Below are 17,449 nucleotides of genomic sequence, written 5' to 3' on the forward strand. Positions count from 1 at the left end.
AATATGGTCAAACGTTTTTACCTCTTTCTAGTTAAAACCATCATTTTTTGGGTTTCATTCTTTGCCATTCATCGTTTCATATTTGTATTGTTTAATCTCTCTTATAGTGAAGAGAGTTCAGGCTTACAAATCTTTCTATCCTTCTTTCATGGAATGCGTATGGATGCATCTATAACAGGATATATGATGTTACTGCTCATTGTGATGCAATTAGTTTTATTACCAATACGAAGGCGCTTTTGTAAAAGCTGCATTCGTTTATTTAGCTATGTTTTTATTGTTCTATTTTCGGTGTTTTTATTGTCCGATACTTTTTTGTTCTCCTTTTGGGGTCGACATATTGACATTGAGGCTATTGGATTCTTAGAAACTCCATTGGTAGTACTTCTATCTCTTAAATGGCACGAGAGCATAGGATTCTTGGTAGCTGCTATTGTAGTATCCACAGTATTTATCGTTGCCTACAATAAAGTAATTAAGCAGAAGAGTAATAATGTAACCGAGAAAAAGCTAACGGTCAATAAAATACTAATTCAAATACCTGTGCTTCTTTTTCTTGGTGGATTAATGATAATCCCAATAAGAGGTGGTCTAGGCGTAGCTCCTCTTAATACAGGTGCCGCCTATTTCTCATCAGATAAATTTGCAAATCAATCTGCTTTAAATCCAATATGGAATTTAATGTATTCTCTCAAAAAACTAGATGCCACAAAGCGCCATTATAGTTTTATGACAGATGAGAAGGCTAATGCAATTTTTAAGGAACTGACAAGTGAATCTGGGGAGTTTGAACAGATTATTAATACACCAAAACCGAATGTTGTTGTAATATTGTTAGAAAGTTATGCGGCTCATATTATTGAGGAACTAGGTGGCTATTCGCTCACACCTAATTTTAGCAAGCTTTGTAAAGAAGGTGTGCTTTTTTCAAATATCTATGCGGCTTCAACACGCTCCGACAAAGGATTGGTTGCCACCATAGCGGGTTATCAAGTGCTCCCATCCTACTCCATTATTCGTCATCCGCATAAAACCGAATCATTATCTTTTTTGCCAAAAAAATTTAATGCCGCTGGATACCAAGATGTGATGTACATGTATGGTGGAGATATGGGATTTAAAAACATGAATTCTTTTGTAGTGCAGGCGGGATTTAAAAGAACCATATCAATGAATGATTTCCCAAGCGAATATCAAGGCGAAAAATGGGGTGTTCAAGATCATTATACATTCGATAGATTAGCCAAAGAAATGGAACAAGCTAAGCAGCCATTTTTCCATTTTTACTTTACACTAAGCAGTCACGAACCTTTTGATGTGCCTATGGAACGCGTTTTCGAAAACGATTACCATAACTCTGTTCATTACACCGATAGAGCTCTTGGTAATTTTATGAATGCTGTTAAAGAAAAGGGTTTATGGGATAATACCTTATTTATTCTATTGGCCGATCATGGACTTGGAGGACCAGATCGTTATACACATGATATGAAAGAACATAATCATATACCTATGCTTTGGACAGGTGGTGCCTTAAGTGTAAAGGATACGATTATAAATAAGGTCGGCAGTCAAACAGATATGGTCAAAACATTGTTATCACAAATAGACGTTGATAATTCAGGTTTCCCGTTTAGTAAAAACATTCTGGATAAGGGTGCTAAAAGTTTTGCCTTTTTTGATTTTCCTGATGGAATGGGAATAGTTGAAGACAGTTTGTATCAAGTTTACGATAATTCAATTGAGCGATTCATTCAAATGGAACACGCCAAGAACAAAACAGATAGTTTAAAAGCGAAAGCCTATTTACAGGTGCTTTCAACCGATCATAAAAACAGGTAAGATGAGTGCGAAAGAGTTAAAACGTTCGGATTTTGAAATCATGGCCCCCGTGGGTTCATACGAATCATTGCATGCTGCCATACAAGGTGGTGCCGATTCGGTATATCTTGGAATAGAGCAACTAAATATGCGTTCCAGATCATCCAATAATTTCTCGACTGAAGATCTAAGAAAGATTGTTGGCATTGCTAAAGAAAATGGCATAAAAACATATTTAACCGTTAATACGGTAATATTTAATGAGGAGCTAGCATTGATGCGTGAAATAATCGATGTTGCCAAAGACACTGGTGTTACAGCAGTTATTGCATCTGATCAGGCCGCCATTAATTATGCACATCAAAACGGTGTTGAAGTTCATATTTCAACCCAGGTAAATATCTCAAACATTGAAACGCTTAAATTCTATAGCAACTTTGCCGATGTTGTAGTACTGGCGCGTGAGCTTAATATGGATCAGGTAAAAGCAATTCATCAGGCCATTATTGAAGAAGATATTCGTGGGCCGAAAGGTGAATTAATTCAGATTGAGATGTTTGCTCATGGTGCCTTATGCATGGCTACGTCAGGAAAATGTTACATTAGTTTACATCAGCTCAATTCATCGGCCAATCGTGGTGGATGTTTGCAACCGTGCCGAAGAGGATATTCCGTAACTGAGAAAGAGTCGGGCATGGAAATGGATCTGGAGAACGAATACATTATGTCTCCAAAGGATTTAAAAACCATACATTTTGCCAATAAGATGATTGATGCAGGTGTTCGGGTTTTTAAAATTGAAGGACGAGCACGTTCAGCAGAATATGTTAAAACTGTTTCGGAATGTTATAACGAAGCCATCCTTGCTGTATTAGATGATTCATATAATCAAGAAAAAATAGACGTTTGGGACAAGCGACTTTCTGAAGTGTTTAACCGCGGATTCTGGGACGGCTACTACCTTGGGCAGAAACTTGGAGAGTGGAGTCACAGTTATGGATCAAAGGCAACCAAGAAGAAAACGTATATTGGTAAAGGCATGAATTACTTTCCTAAACTTAATGTTGCTGAGTTTTTGGTAGAAACGCATTCGTTAAAAATAGGTGACGAAATATTAATTACCGGTCCAACCACTGGCGTTATACAAATGAAGGTGGCTGAATTAAGAGTGGACCTTAAACCTGTGGAAGAAACCAAAAAAGGCGAACGTTTTAGTATGCCCGTAGAAGCAAAAATAAGACGCTCTGACAAACTTTATAAACTAACTGATACGCTTAACAATCAATAAATAGCAAAATGAAGGTAGCAGGTAACTTATTTAAAATGCGTAGCAGCATTAAAGATGATACAGTAAACTATCAATTGGTTTTAAAAGACTCTGTTGTTGAGATGAATGAATTAATCGGAAAATCACTTTCCCTGGAATTCAAAAATCAAATCAACTGTATTTCTTGTGGCAAAAAAACAGCTAAATCATTTGCTCAAGGGTTTTGTTATAATTGCTTTCAAACAGCACCCGAAGTTGAAGAGTGTGTGCTAAATCCCGAAAAATGCCGTGCCCACCTTGGAGAATCACGCGATCAAACATGGGCCGAAAAACACTGCCTGATACCTCACTATGTTTACCTTGCCATTGCCTCGGGTATTAAAGTAGGTGTTACCCGAAGTACGCAAATACCAACTAGATGGATTGATCAAGGAGCCTGGAAAGCTATAATAATTGCTGAAACACCCAACCGTCATATTGCTGGTGTTATCGAAAACTACCTGAAACAACATTATTCAGATAAAACAAATTGGCGTAGTATGTTGAAAAACGTATTGGCCAATGAGATTGATATAGAACTTGAAAAAGAAAAAGCACTCGCCTTATTACCAGCAGAATTACAAAAATATGCAAAAGAAGATTCTACCCCTTTGGAATTAGTATTTCCTGTGGATGCGTTTCCAACAAAACCTAACTCATTTACTTTCGATAAGGAAGCCAAGATTGAAGGAACTCTGAAAGGTATAAAAGGACAATACTTGATGTTTGATAACGATCGCGTGATTAATATTAGGCGACACAATGGCTACTTAGTTGAACTAGATACTGAGGATTAATTGATCACTATTTCATCAACAAATAGCCAACTTGGATTACCCGAAGCATAATGGTTATCGGGTAACAAACCTGAATTACCTAGGGTTATTTTCACAAACTGCCCCACAGCATTGCCTTTTAAACTCACAATGAGCTGTTCTTTTTTATTAACATCCGTTGATGGATCTAATATTTGCTTATCAAAAGGCTTATAGTTAATGCCATCATCCGAAATAGAAACTTCGATAAATGAAGGCGCAAGAACCCAACTTACAGCATCGTTTAATACTGAAATGTGTAAATCTTTGATTCTCGAGCGTCTTTCAAAATCAAATACAATATCCACATCGCCCCCTTGAATACCCAACCACGATTTATCATCAAGGTTTGATCTTCCCATCTCTGCGTCTGTAAGTAAGCTATAGTTATCCAAAGCGTACTTTCCTGATGGCTTAGGCGTTACAGATTGCACCTTATACTTCCTATCCAGCTTTTTTACAAAAGTTTTCGAAACCATTCCTGATGGATATTTTGTGTCGGAATAGGCATAGGCTTGAAGGATAGTTGTTTTTGTCAGCTCAATTGGGGCAATGTAAAACAAAGATGATGTGTCGGGGATTGAACTATCAGTTGTGTAAAAAATCTTTGCTGAATTACCACGAACCTTCACGGGTACAAACATTCTATCAAAAAACACTTGCTTGTCGCTCTCATAAACGGGCTCAGGCAAACTTGGTGTTAATTCTTTAGGTTCCGAAAGTTTACTTCGCGACTTTAGACTAAAAAGCAACTCCGCTTTTATCGGATAATGATCAGAAATAAAAACACTGTCCTTGTTCATCGGATAGGTTTCGAAATTAATCGTTGAAAATAGACTATTAACAAATATATGATCAATAATTACCTGATGTTTTACTGAGCCAAAACCATTAAATGTGCCTGGGAAGTTTACAGGTCCGTTTAAACTCTCATATCGGGCATCCCACATTGGGATGTAATTATTCCAATGCCCAGTAATGGTTTTGTACATTCGCTCATCGGGCTGAGCATTAAAATCTCCTAATAAAACTACTGGTGCTTTTCCGGCAAGTACTTTAATTTTCTCAAGTAATAGTGATGCACTTTGGTTACGGGCGTATTCACTCACATGACTCAAATGCGTATTAAAAACATAAAAAATGTAACCGCTTGACAAGTCCTTTAATTTAATCCATGTTACAATTCGAGGCAACATTGTCCCCCAACTTTTGCTACCAGGCTCATCCGGATTGTCAGACAACCAAAAATGTGAAGATGCTAATAATTCATACTTATTTCTATTGAAAAGTATCGGAGTCATTTCACCCTTGTTAATACCATCTGTTCTACCAGCAGCAACTGAAACATATTCTGGCATAAAAGCTCGGATATCCTCCAACTGATGTAATAAAACTTCCTGAAAACCGATCACATCTGGCGCCTCAGTCATTAAGAAATCCTGAACCAATGTTTTTCTATTCGACCAGCTATTAATACCATCCTCCGGATTATCGTATCGAATATTAAAACTCATTACATTAAGCGTACGGTCACCATTAGTGCATGCTCCGATGACTAAAAGTAAAAGAAGAAAGATATATAGACGTACGTTAAGCATTAAATAATAATATAGTTCTTGTCAATTTACCGATTAATAACAAAAAGGTTGCATTAGCAATGCTACTTTTGAACTTATTAAGATATAACCAAATACTAATACTTACACCAACTATTACATGGGTGCGGGTATTTTGTTGACAATATGATGTTATTCAACGACCATTGTTAAACCGCGAAATAAAGACACCTACTTATTTATTTAGTTGCATTTCAACCAAGGTATTGATTATGGAATAAATATACACTGCCATTAGTTTGGCCGTTCGGTTATCAGAATCGAATCGAGGAGAAACTTCTGCAATATCAAGGCTGCAAACCTTACCACTTCGGATTATTTGCTTTATCAATTCTAATACTATTTCCGGATCAAGTCCAAAGGGTTGTACTGCTGAAACTCCTGGGGCATGGGCGGCTGATAACACATCAGTACACACGGTTAAGTATATACTGTCTTGCTTTTTCACAAATGCTTCAATAAGCTCGCTTACATTTTGTAAATTCTCTCTTACTACATCTTTTGCCAAAATATATTCAGCACCGAACTCATCGGCTTTAGCAAACAAACTAGGCGTATTGGCATAAGTCTGGGGGCCTATACATAAATAAGAATAGTGTCTATTTTGTAATTGACATATTTGGTATATCTGATTAAACATAGTTCCTGATGAGCCCTTATCATTAACCGGACGTAGGTCGAGGTGTGCATCAAAATTGATAATGGCAGGTGTTTTATCCAAATCTATATTTAATAATCCTTTAAAGTGTCCTAGCGCTATCTCATGACCTCCGCCAAGCAAAATAGGAAAATAGCCGTTCTGTGTTAATTTACTAACAACAGTTGCCAACTCTTCCTGAGCTTCTTCCAATTGATTGCCGTCACACCAAACATCACCAGCATCATAAAGTGTTACCTTTGGATTAAAGTTGGCTGGCCAATTAGCCATTTCTTTTCTAATACTGGCAGGTCCGTTCTTTGCTCCCGGTCTTCCCAAATTCCTTGTTACCCCTTCGTCACAGCAAAACCCTAAAAAGCAAAAATTGACACTGTCTGCATCCTGTTTTTGAGCCTCAATATCAGATACATCAACAGGCATAATGACCTGATGCCAGCGAAAAGCACTTTTATCACTCTTACTGTCTACTCTACCTGCCCAATCTGTTCCTGATTTGTATGACATCTTCTGTTCTATTTAAAGATCAATTCTACTCACAAAGATGCAATAAAGCACAATCAAAAAATCGCATAAAACCATGATTTACATCAAATAAGAAACCCATCAATTTTCATTGATGGGTTTCTTATTTAAGTAAGTATTTTGAACTAATACGGATCAATAATAGTGTAAGAAATTTCAATTTCATGATCGTGAAATGGTGCGGGTTTTAAATTATAATGATCACTTATATAATGCACATCGTGATGGTGATCGGCACAAGAATGATTTGTATAAAAGCCAGGCCATCCATTTGCAGGGCTCAATAAAAAGGTATGCGAATCGTAAGAGTTCCAATAAATGGTAACCTCAAACACTTGCTCATCGAAATGAGGAGTATAAATATATCCTCGCGCACCAGCAGCATTTACAGATGCTCTATCGTATAATACCAAATGATCATTGATGATAACTTCGCCTGTTAACAAATCAACTGGATGATTTTTTGAATCGCGAATAAAAACCTGAACTTCTTTCTCGTTGTACTCATTTTGTTCAATCTTAACCTTCACTTTTAGCATGTGAGGATCCATTATTTCAATGTCGCTCAACACAGATTCGGAACAAGAAGTAAATGTTAAGACGGCTATTAGAATTAAGTATATCGTCTTCATATCCATAAATTTTAGTTAATAAAAACAACCATTAATAAATGGGACTATATTAATTCTGTTGTATTGATATGACAGATAATTCAACGACGACACGTACATGATGCAACTGTGGGATTGTAATTATTCTAAAAGTCGCTACTTTTGTCTGAGAATTAATTTTACTGACCAAGTCTATGAAACAACTAAAAAAGCACCAAGTGGTGCTAGTATCCATTCTATTAATACTTTTTATTGTTTTATTCTTTCTATCAACTATTGTAAAAAACTACCTCAACAAAAATGGGGAAGAGCTGATTGGTCGTAAAGTTCATTTAAATGGATTAAATATCAATTACCTTAGAGTAGCAATAAAAGCCTCTGATTTTGTACTTTACGAAGAAAACAGCAAAGATACCTTCGCAGGTTTTAATGAATTACACATCAATTTTGATCCCTGGAAATTAATTCGAAATGAATATTCGTTCTCAACCATCGCACTTGATAGTTTATACGCCTACATCGTACAAGATGATCAATCATTCAATTTCGATGATTTAATCCCTCCATCAGATACCTTAAAGTCGGCAAAGAAAGATACGCTGAATCAGAATCCATTACGCTTCTCAATATACAACATTAAACTAAGTAGGGGGAAAATTGATTTTTACGACAAAAAGATTGACAATCGTTTATTAATGGATGATTTGGACTTAAACCTTCCTAAAATTGCATGGGATAGCGAACAGTCTGAAGTAGGTGCTGAATTTGAGTTTGGAGAAAAGGGTTCTGTTTTTTTAGGCGCAGAAGTTAATCACCAAACACAACGATATAACATTGCTATTCGTATGAATAACATGGAACTTGAACCCATTTCAAACTATGTAGAGCAATATATTGATGCGGAAGGCATATCAGGACTGTTTCATGCCGACATTAAGATTGATGGACACATGGAACAAACTAACGATATTGTTGTATCAGGTAGTACTTCCATCGATAGTTTCCGATTATGGCAGCCTAACGACAAGAATGTTTTAATCTGGCGTAGTTCCGAAATTCAATTTGATTCGCTTGACCTTGGAAATAACTATTTCCACATATCAAAGATTAAACTCGATCAGCCTATCCTCACCGCAGAATTACATAAAGATATGAGTAATATTGAGCAACTGCTATTACCATTAACAGCAGTTGATTCAACGCAAATAGATACATCAAAAACAGCTATAAGCAATGATTCTATTCAAGTTCGCTACGCTTTGGATTCATTACAAATAATCGATGGGCAACTTGCTTTTAGTGACCACACTTTAAACAGACCATTTAAGTACGACCTTAAAAATATTGATGTGAAAATTACGGGCATTAATGAATCGGCTGAAAATGTACCTATTGATTTTAATATCAACATGAATGATCAAGGCCAACTTATTGGCAAAACATCCTTTAGCCTAGTTGATCCGCTTGATATATCGCTTGAAGCTAAAATTAGCAAACTGCGATTAATGAGTTTTTCTCCTTACACTGAATATTACATCACCAGACCAATCACGCAAGGAGATTTTAACTACGATTTATCAATTGATATGGATCGTAAGCGGATGACTAACAACAATGTCATTAAAATTAATGAATTAGAATTTGGTGGTAAAACTAAAGATACAACTGGCATTAATGCCCCAATTCGTTTGGCATTATATTTATTAAAAGATCCTCAGGATGTTATATCTATCGATTTACCTGTAGAAGGAGATCCGAACGAACCTGATTTCAGCGTACGACGAATAATTTGGAAATCATTCATGAATTTCCTGATAAAAACAGCAGCATCTCCTTTTAATGCCTTAGCTAATTTGGTATCTGTTCAGCCAGAAGAGCTTGAAAATATACCTATGAATTATGCGCAAGATTCCTTAGCCATTGAACAGCGAAGTACGCTTGATAAAATTGCTGAATTACTAAACACGAAACCCGATTTATTCTTCTCGTTTACGCAAGAAACTTCTCCTGAAAAAGAAAAGGATGTTTTAGCTATTAATCTTGCCAAGCAACAAATGCTTCACAATAAACTGAAACCCGAAAGTGAGGCTGACATTATTGAATACAAGCAGAAACTTGTTGAACTGACTAACACAGATGAATCATTTATCAACTTTATAAATAAGAATGTTAACGGTGCTGATACCCTTGAATTGAGACTGGCCTGTAGACAACTCATTGGTGAAGCAGAACTGCAAGACGAATTTGTTAAGTTACTAGATAACAGAAACCTCTTAATTGAAAACTATTTAACGCAAACTCATCAAGTGGATTCCGCATCCATTGAGGTTCATACTTCCGATTTAAGAAATATACCGGAAGAATTACATAGCAGTAATTACAATGTAGAAGTATCGATAAGATAATTTGATAAGAGCCATAAACGATATGGCTCTTGTGCTTAGTTTCTATTTTTAGCAATTAGTGCCGCTGTAACTGCAGCTCGTAGGCCTCCATCAATATTAACAACCGTTAGGTTGGGCGCACAACTAGCCAACATGCTTGTTAAGGCTGCTTCTTTAGCTCTAAAACCATAACCTACCGAGGTTGGTACGCCAATAACTGGCAAGGATACTAAAGATGATACGAAAGGGGCTAAAGCACCTTCCATACCCGCTACAACAATCACCGCTGAAACATCATTTTCAACCCCTTCTTTTATTGCTTCTAGCACTCGTGTAGGGTGTGCTATTCCGCGGTCTTCGAAAACCAAGGCCTCAACACCAACTGCTTTTAATATCACTTCGCATTCGTAAGTCACCGGATGATCAGCTGAACCAGCACTAATAACCAAAACCTTACCTTTAGTTTCGGGCATCTCACCAATCACTGTTGCATTAACCGACCATAATACCGGGTAAGCATCTTTAAAGTGTGTATTGAGTTCCTTGTAGAACGGGCTGCGTGAAACAACAACGCGTGGATGTTTTTCCAATAATTTGGTACAAAGTTCCAGGGTTTGTTCCAGGGTTTTATATTCACCATATATGATCTCAGGAATATTGGTGCGCATGCCTCTGTTCACATCTAAAATGTAACGGCTAGCTGTCTCCATCCATTCCAATGAAAAATGCTTACGAGCCTGTTCCTTATTGATACCGCCGCTTTGTATCTGCTCAAATAATTCGTCGAAGGTCATAATAAATGCTTAATTGTTAGTGGTTAGTTGTTAATTAATAATTCATCATTAATTAACAACTAACAATTACTGAATGATTCTTTTATCGTATTCATTAGGTCGAGAACGTTTAACATCCACCGTCACGAATAAACAAGCTTCACCACCTAAACGAAACAACTCATCTCTAAATTCTTTATCGGCAAATGCCGCATAACTTTCAGGTTTTGCAAATTCTATTCGCAAATGATCGGCATCATCAATTCGGCAACGCACATGAAAGTCATTCGTTTTTTCGATCACGTAATTTTCAATATCGTAGATGGCCTTAATGCGCTCTGGTGTTAAAAAATGGGCATAATTAATGCGTGTAGCCAGACAACTTTCCAGATCGGCCAGCAAAGGATCAGCTCCGAAACTAACTGCTATATCTTGAGTTTCCTTACTAACAATACCCAATTCAGCTAAGGGTGATAATACTTTGTATTCATCCAAAGCCATTTTACCAGGGCGATAGTTGCCCAGATCGCTGGCTGTTGTACCATCGAAAATAGGCAAGCCATCTTTTGGCACTAAGGATAGTATATGACTCTTGCAGAAATAGCATCGCTTTTCAGGGTTTTCAAGCACCGTCTCACCTGGCTGGACTGTAATTATTTTCAAATCATTAGCTCCCAGGTTCCGAGCTTGAATCTTCATGTCTTCAGCCACAGCACGGTTAAAACCATTATCAACCCAAATTGGGATAATGTTTGATTTAGCTTGCATTGCAGCTCCAAGTACGGCGCTACTATCAAAGCCACCTGAAAATAATAGGTAACCTTCTGTGTATTTTTGAAACCAATTAATGAGTGCTTGCGTTTTAGTCATTTCAATAATTTAAGTGATCGAATATTTCTATCGAAGATCATTTTGCCGGATTTGAAGATACGAAAAGATTTGAATGTTACTTTACAAAGTAAAAATAGCCCTTCAAATTAATGAAGAGCTATTTAAATCTATCTTTTAAAAGGAATATTTACGCCACCTTTTCTTTCACAAATCTATTTCTTACTCGCACAGCAAGGTTATACATAACAGGAGCCATTACAAGTGTAAGAACCGTTGAAGTAGATAAACCGAAAATAACGGTCCAGGCCATAGGGGCCCAAAAATCAGCATTATCACCTCCAAAGTAGATATTAGGGTCTAACTCAGTAAACAAACTAAAGAAATTGAAATTTAATCCAATAGCCATCGGAATCAATCCCAATACAGTGGTTACTGCAGTTAGTAATACCGGACGCAAACGTGTTTTTCCAGCCCTAACAACACAATCAATTTCCTCTTCGCGAGTTAATCGCCCATGTTCTCCTAAGTCCTTTTCTTCCTTCTTTTGTTTTCGTACCAGATCGACATAATCGATTAGTACAATTCCATTATTCACTACAATTCCGGCCAATGATACTATTCCCAGACCAGTCATCAGAATAATGAAATCCATTTGGAAAGTACCCAAGCCCATAAATACACCAATGGTACTTAATCCCACCGTTCCAATAATGATTAATGGCTTAGCACCGGAGTTAAATTGTGTAATCAAGATCATGGCAATCAAAGCCAGTGCAAATAACAAAGCACCAATCAAGAAATCAGAAGTTTCCTGTTGGTTCTCCTGCTCTCCGGTCATTTTCCAATTATAATTAGAAGGCATCTGATAATCATCCAGCAAGGCTTTAATGCGCGCATTAATCTCATTAGCATTATAACCCTCAATCACATTTGAACTAAGTGTAATTACACGCGTATTATCCACACGAATAATTTTCTCGTAAGTTGATGCATACTCATATGTTGCTAAGGCTGAAATAGGAATCAAATGAATTGTACCTTCCTTGTCTACTTTCATCTTTTGATTCATCAAGGTAGACACATCGTAACGGTATTTATCCTGCAAGCGCAACATGATGTCGTACTCATCCTCTCCATCCTTGTATTTACTTATTTCTTTACCATATAGTGATGTTCGTAGAGCCATTGCTACCGCCTGAGTGGATAAGCCCATTCGGCGTACCTTATCGCGATCGATGAATAACTGCATTTCCGGCTTATTGGTATTTAAATCCATTTCCAGATTTTCAATGCCGGCAATACGATCTTCATTGATAACTTGCTTGATATCCTCAACCAAATCAATTAAACGCTCGTAATCATCTCCACCAACTTCAATATTAATTGGTTTGCCTACCGGAGGCCCATTGTCCTCCTTCTCAATGAATATTTTAGCGCCAACAAAACCTTTGAATGCATCAGAAAGTTTCGACATTATATCGCGCGTACTATGTCCTTGTCGGAATTGATAGTCTAGAAATGTGATAGTTGTCAATGATTTATTAGGAGAACGCCCTGAATCAAACAAGCCTCCTTTACCATTACCAACACTTACTCCAATTGACTTAACAACATCCATATAAGGATCGAGTGTTGAATACAAAATTTCCTCTGCACTCACAGTAACTTGATCCGTTACTTCAATATCGGTACCCAAAGGCATTTCCATTGTAACATAAATGGTGCGTGGCTCATTTTGTGGGAAAAACTCCACATTAGAAGGCATCATTGAATAAAAGATAATGGAAAAGAAAAATAAGCCTATTGAGCCAAATAATAAAAACTTACTTGTTTTGCGCCCCATCGATTTACGAAGAACATTCTCGTACCTTCCTTCAAGAAATGGCAAAAACGTATGTTGAAACCAGATAGCCGAAGGCTTAAGAACGTATTTATTTGATGTTGTTATAATCAGAGGCAATACCAGAAGATTACCCCACAAAATACTACCCGCCAAATAAGCAAATACACCTAAAACAGCTATTGCCCCAGTCACGTAGAAAAACTTACGAAAACTCTTCTTCTGACGTATATCTTCTAACTTCATAAAGTTAGATGCATAGGCGGGATTTATTACCAGTGCTACAAACAATGATGAAGCCAATACTATTATCAAAGTAATTGGTAGGTAACTCATGAACTTACCAACGATACCCGGCCAAAAAATCAATGGAAAAAAGGCTGCCAAGGTAGTAGCCGTTGACGATATGATAGGAATAGCAATTTCGCTGGTTCCATTTTTTACAGCCTTACTGGTTTTAACACCATGTTCCATCATCCGATACACATTCTCAATCACCACAATGGCATTATCCACCAGCATACCCAGAGCCAATACCAAACTAAATAGTACCATGGTATTAATGGAATAGCCTATTTGTTTCAATACAAGCATTGATATAATCATGGATGTTGGTATTGCCAAACCTGAGAAGATGGCATTTCGCAAACCAAGGAACATATACAAAACAATCATCACAAAGATCATCCCCAGAAGAATACTATTTTCTAGGTTTGTGATCTGATCACGAACAAATACCGATTGGTCATCTGTAACCGTAATGGTTAAGTCCTTTGGTAGGGTTTCGCTTTCTTGCTTTTGCTTTATGATGGCTAAGATTTTATCTGTAGCATCCAATAAGTTTTCACCACTCTTTTTCACAATTGAGAGTGTCACCACCGACTTATGGTTCAAGCGTGAGATGGTACTCTGCTCTTCAAAACCATCGATCACCTCGGCCACATCTTTAATATATACAGCTCGCCCCTTAACCTCTTTTACAATGGTATTACGGATTTGATCCATATCGGTATAATCGGCCTGCACACGTATTGAACGACGTGTACCATCCACCTTTATTTCACCAGCTCCAACTGTGAAGTTTTCCATTTGAACAGCCAGCTCAATGTCCATGAAGGTCATATTGTAAGCAGCCATACGATGTGGATCAACATGAATCTTTATTTCACGTTCATCAACACCACGAATATCCGCCTCACGCACTTCGCGCAAAGTTTCAAATTCATCTTGCAAACCTTCGGCAAACTTTTTCAGTTCGAATATGCTGTAATCACCGGATAGATTAATATTCAGAACCGGGAACTCCGAAAAGTCAATGTCATCGACAATAGGTTCATCCATTAAATCATCAGGTAATTCACTGATGGCTTTATCCACCTTATCTTTTACATCCAACTTAGCCTGATCAACCGGAACATCTGTTTCGAACTCCACAATAATCAAACTCATATCCTGGAAAGAGTTTGACGACATACGTTTTACGCCATTCAGATCCTTCAATTCCTTTTCAATGGGGCGAGTTATCAGGTTCTCGATATCCAAGGGGCTATTGCCTGGATGCGGTGTACTTACCGAAATATATGGTATTACTATCTCAGGGAATTGCTCACGTTGCATCGACTGATAACCCATCCATCCTGATATTAACAGGAAAACGGTGAGTATGTATACCGTGTTTTTATTATCAAGTGCCCAAAAAGTAGGTTTAAACTTCCTCGACGACACTTTTTCTTTTGGTCTTTTATTTTCTTCTTGCATCTTAATTCAGATTAAGGTATTTGATTAAAGAGAAATAGCTGATCCGTCAACTACCTGAGCATAACCCTTAACGATTATTTTTTCGCCCTCTTTAATACCTTTAGTAACCAATGTGTTGTTGTTGTCCTTTATACCTGTTTCGATATAACGTTTCTTAGCCAGTAACTTACCTTCCACTTCCTCAGCCAGAAATACAAATTCACCACTGAAATCTTTTTTCACTAAAATGGATGGAACAACCAATGCATTATCAGCCGCAAAAGTTCTTAATTTCAATACCGCCAACATGTTTGGCTTTATCTCACCACTCGAATTGTTCATATTAATACGTAAACGGAATGTACGCGAATCTGGATCAATCACCGATGAAGTACGATAAACTTTTGCATCAAAACTTTTACCTATAACCGGAAATTCTAGGCTAACGGCATCTCCAGCACTTACTTTCTGCAGGTAAGTTTCAGATACATCGGCAGTAATATAAACTTGATCGATATTTACCAGTCGAGCAAATGGAGCTGAAGGACTAGCCATCTCACCTTGCTTCTGAATAATATTATCAACAATGCCGTTTATTGGTGCGCGCAATAGAGCCATGTCCATCTGTGCTTGTAGTCCTTCCATCTTTTGCTCCAGGCTTTCTTTCTGCGATTTAGCCTGAAGGTATTCCATCTCCGAACCGATGTTCTGATTCCATAAATTCGATTGACGTTCGAAGGTTGTCGTAGCTAGCTGAAGGTTAATTTTAATCTCGTCCAAACTACGTTCAAGCATCTCTGTATTTAAGCGAGCCAATACAGCTCCTTTTTTAACTCGGTCGCCTTCCTTTACATCTATTGAAACTATTTTACCTGCCGATTCTGGTGAAACAACAATATTTTTATCAGCTTCAACTTTTCCTGTTACATCAACAAAATGCTCGTATAATTGATTTTCAATTGGTTTTGCAACTACCGTTACCACTCCATCGCTATTTCCATCCGATAACTCATCTTCAAGCTTAGCAATTTTCTTCTTTAATTCACTTAGCTCTTTTTTATAAGTCTGTAACTCCTTTTCTTTTTCCTTCTTATCGGTATCACCAGCTGGTGCACAAGCTACCATTACAGCCAATAAAGAAGCTACTATTAATTTGTTCATTATATGTAATTTTATTTGTTTCATGATATTAGGGTTATAATTGGTTTATTGCTTTTAGATACAACACATATGTATCCAACAAATTAAGTGTTGACTGGATAAAACTTATTTGAGATTGGATGTACTGTCCTTCATTCTGAGATAATTCAGTACTTGTTGCTAATCCATTTCCAAATTTCATTCGTGTTCTATCATATATTCTGAATGCGATTTGTTCTCCTTCTTTGTCGTATGCATAAGTTGCCTGAGCGTTCTTAAAGTTAGATTTAGCAACTATTAATTGCTGCTTTAAGCTTTGCTCCATCATCTCCATTTCGTTCTGTATTTTCAGGTAATTAATCTTTTCTTGCTTTACCTTAGACCTGCGCATACCAGAAGAAAATATTGGGACATTCAAAGATATGCCCAACATAGAAGACTCTGAATTATTCATATCGCTAAAAGAATCGCCAAACTCATAATAGCCGTAATTATAAAAAGCATTAAGCTTTGGTAGATAAGAAGCTTTCTCATTCTTTAAAACTAATTTTTGCGCCTCCTCCTGGGTTATCATTACCGAATAATCAATGTGGTTTTTTACATCAAAATCAGTGCTAACTTCTTTAACTGCTTCCACAGGTGTGAGAAGAAAATCGATATTATCTTCCAACTTAATTGGTTGTTCAATTAATATACCCATGCCATATTTTAATACTGCCTCAGCAATTAATAGCTGACGTTCCGCTTCCAGAACCAGGTTTTTTGAGTTATTAACCATCAAACGCAATTGATCAACATCAGTCAATTCCCTAAAACCATTTTGGTAATAAGCATCTGTTTCTTTTAAGGTTTGCTCATTTACAACGAGATTAGATTTGAAGGTCTCTAAATTTTTCTTCGATATTAGTGCAACATAATAAGCTTGGGCAACTGCCTCCCTAACTTCAATTTGTGTCTTCTCTCTGGCTTTGGTACTTAATTCCACATATACCTTGCTAGCTCTAACGCCTAGAATATATGAACCATCAAATAATAACTGATTCACATTACCTGTTAAATTCCAATTGTATTGCTGTCCAAATTGTACCTTCATAAATTCTGGATCTTGACCCGGAATTTCCATTTTTATAAAATTCTCTTGTATTTTTAGGTTATTTGCTAATTGGCCAGTTGCATCAACTTGTGGCAGTCCAATTGCCATATATTCCCATACCTTTTTTTCTGCCGCTTCAATGTCGTAGGCGGCACTTTTGCTCACAAATGCATTCTCAGTTGCATAGTCCAGGGCTTCCTGAAGCGAAAATGATAGTGTATCATTTTGTGCACTAATTGATAAAGTTGATACGCTACATATCATCAATATCAAAAGCAGCTTTTTCATAGTTAAGTGTTTTA

General features: G+C 37.1%; 12 protein-coding genes. 4 read left to right on the forward strand and 8 right to left on the reverse strand.

Annotated elements, in window-relative coordinates:
• Positions 1 to 3: 3 nt before the first annotated feature.
• Genes ACRD7B_RS16785 through ACRD7B_RS16795 form a run of 3 tightly spaced genes read left to right on the forward strand, consistent with a single transcriptional unit; the run spans position 4 to position 3,924 of the window.
• Positions 4 to 1,842 (forward strand): LTA synthase family protein, encoded by a 1,839-nt coding sequence (locus tag ACRD7B_RS16785; protein ID WP_430825760.1) that lies wholly within the window; start codon positions 4 to 6, stop codon positions 1,840 to 1,842.
• Between the two features lies 1 nt (position 1,843).
• Entirely contained in the window at positions 1,844 to 3,109 is a 1,266-nt protein-coding gene (locus ACRD7B_RS16790; RefSeq protein WP_430825761.1) for a peptidase U32 family protein, read from the forward strand.
• 8 nt (positions 3,110 to 3,117) lie between these two features.
• A complete protein-coding gene (locus ACRD7B_RS16795) occupies positions 3,118 to 3,924 on the forward strand; it encodes a DUF2797 domain-containing protein (RefSeq protein ID WP_430825762.1) in 807 nt (268 codons plus the stop codon).
• Here the strand turns inward: ACRD7B_RS16795 and ACRD7B_RS16800 are convergent.
• The 3 genes from ACRD7B_RS16800 to ACRD7B_RS16810 all read right to left on the reverse strand — a co-directional run bounded on the left by ACRD7B_RS16800 (position 3,921) and on the right by ACRD7B_RS16810 (position 7,370).
• Positions 3,921 to 5,540, reverse strand: a complete 1,620-nt coding sequence (locus tag ACRD7B_RS16800; protein ID WP_430825763.1) for an endonuclease/exonuclease/phosphatase family protein — start codon at positions 5,538 to 5,540, stop codon at positions 3,921 to 3,923. The two genes, ACRD7B_RS16795 and ACRD7B_RS16800, sit on opposite strands and share 4 nt — an antisense overlap.
• A 193-nt stretch (positions 5,541 to 5,733) precedes the next feature.
• A complete protein-coding gene (gene hutG / locus ACRD7B_RS16805) occupies positions 5,734 to 6,720 on the reverse strand; it encodes a formimidoylglutamase (RefSeq protein ID WP_430825764.1) in 987 nt (328 codons plus the stop codon).
• Between the two features lie 143 nt (positions 6,721 to 6,863).
• Positions 6,864 to 7,370 (reverse strand): putative periplasmic lipoprotein, encoded by a 507-nt coding sequence (locus tag ACRD7B_RS16810; RefSeq protein ID WP_430825765.1) that lies wholly within the window; start codon positions 7,368 to 7,370, stop codon positions 6,864 to 6,866.
• Positions 7,371 to 7,543: 173 nt separating this feature from the next.
• On the opposite strand from ACRD7B_RS16810, the gene ACRD7B_RS16815 reads away from it, so the two are divergent.
• Complete coding sequence (locus ACRD7B_RS16815) at positions 7,544 to 9,754, forward strand: DUF748 domain-containing protein (protein WP_430825766.1); 2,211 nt, start codon at positions 7,544 to 7,546, stop codon at positions 9,752 to 9,754.
• A 35-nt stretch (positions 9,755 to 9,789) separates the two neighbouring features.
• Here the strand turns inward: ACRD7B_RS16815 and larB are convergent, their stop codons facing one another.
• The 5 genes from larB to ACRD7B_RS16840 all read right to left on the reverse strand — a co-directional run bounded on the left by larB (position 9,790) and on the right by ACRD7B_RS16840 (position 17,435).
• On the reverse strand, positions 9,790 to 10,527 hold the full coding sequence (gene larB / locus ACRD7B_RS16820) for a nickel pincer cofactor biosynthesis protein LarB (protein ID WP_430825767.1): 738 nt from the start codon (positions 10,525 to 10,527) through the stop codon (positions 9,790 to 9,792).
• A 66-nt stretch (positions 10,528 to 10,593) separates the two neighbouring features.
• Positions 10,594 to 11,376 carry an adenine nucleotide alpha-hydrolase family protein gene (locus ACRD7B_RS16825; RefSeq protein WP_430825768.1) on the reverse strand — a complete coding sequence of 261 codons (783 nt, stop codon included), beginning with the start codon at positions 11,374 to 11,376 and terminating at the stop codon, positions 10,594 to 10,596.
• Between the two features lie 148 nt (positions 11,377 to 11,524).
• Positions 11,525 to 14,935, reverse strand: coding sequence for an efflux RND transporter permease subunit (locus ACRD7B_RS16830; protein WP_430825769.1), 3,411 nt, complete (start codon positions 14,933 to 14,935; stop codon positions 11,525 to 11,527).
• A gap of 24 nt (positions 14,936 to 14,959) precedes the next feature.
• On the reverse strand, positions 14,960 to 16,075 hold the full coding sequence (locus ACRD7B_RS16835) for an efflux RND transporter periplasmic adaptor subunit (protein WP_430825770.1): 1,116 nt from the start codon (positions 16,073 to 16,075) through the stop codon (positions 14,960 to 14,962).
• A 34-nt stretch (positions 16,076 to 16,109) separates the two neighbouring features.
• Positions 16,110 to 17,435 (reverse strand): TolC family protein, encoded by a 1,326-nt coding sequence (locus ACRD7B_RS16840; protein ID WP_430825771.1) that lies wholly within the window; start codon positions 17,433 to 17,435, stop codon positions 16,110 to 16,112.
• Positions 17,436 to 17,449: the final 14 nt, after the last annotated feature.

This window comes from Carboxylicivirga fragile (genome assembly GCF_050589805.1).
Lineage (GTDB): Bacteria > Bacteroidota > Bacteroidia > Bacteroidales > Marinilabiliaceae > Carboxylicivirga > Carboxylicivirga fragile.

Excerpts from the sequence above, each read along its gene's own strand:
- hutG (WP_430825764.1), bottom strand. The coding sequence starts at position 6,720 with ATGTCATACAAATCAGGAACAGATTGGGCAGGTAGAGTAGACAGTAAG.
- ACRD7B_RS16835 (WP_430825770.1), bottom strand. The coding sequence starts at position 16,075 with ATGAACAAATTAATAGTAGCTTCTTTATTGGCTGTAATGGTAGCTTGT.
- larB (WP_430825767.1), bottom strand. The coding sequence starts at position 10,527 with ATGACCTTCGACGAATTATTTGAGCAGATACAAAGCGGCGGTATCAAT.
- ACRD7B_RS16825 (WP_430825768.1), bottom strand. The coding sequence starts at position 11,376 with ATGACTAAAACGCAAGCACTCATTAATTGGTTTCAAAAATACACAGAA.
- ACRD7B_RS16840 (WP_430825771.1), bottom strand. The coding sequence starts at position 17,435 with ATGAAAAAGCTGCTTTTGATATTGATGATATGTAGCGTATCAACTTTA.
- ACRD7B_RS16800 (WP_430825763.1), bottom strand. The coding sequence starts at position 5,540 with ATGCTTAACGTACGTCTATATATCTTTCTTCTTTTACTTTTAGTCATC.
- ACRD7B_RS16785 (WP_430825760.1), top strand. The coding sequence starts at position 4 with ATGGTCAAACGTTTTTACCTCTTTCTAGTTAAAACCATCATTTTTTGG.
- ACRD7B_RS16830 (WP_430825769.1), bottom strand. The coding sequence starts at position 14,935 with ATGCAAGAAGAAAATAAAAGACCAAAAGAAAAAGTGTCGTCGAGGAAG.
- ACRD7B_RS16795 (WP_430825762.1), top strand. The coding sequence starts at position 3,118 with ATGAAGGTAGCAGGTAACTTATTTAAAATGCGTAGCAGCATTAAAGAT.
- ACRD7B_RS16790 (WP_430825761.1), top strand. The coding sequence starts at position 1,844 with ATGAGTGCGAAAGAGTTAAAACGTTCGGATTTTGAAATCATGGCCCCC.
- ACRD7B_RS16810 (WP_430825765.1), bottom strand. The coding sequence starts at position 7,370 with ATGAAGACGATATACTTAATTCTAATAGCCGTCTTAACATTTACTTCT.
- ACRD7B_RS16815 (WP_430825766.1), top strand. The coding sequence starts at position 7,544 with ATGAAACAACTAAAAAAGCACCAAGTGGTGCTAGTATCCATTCTATTA.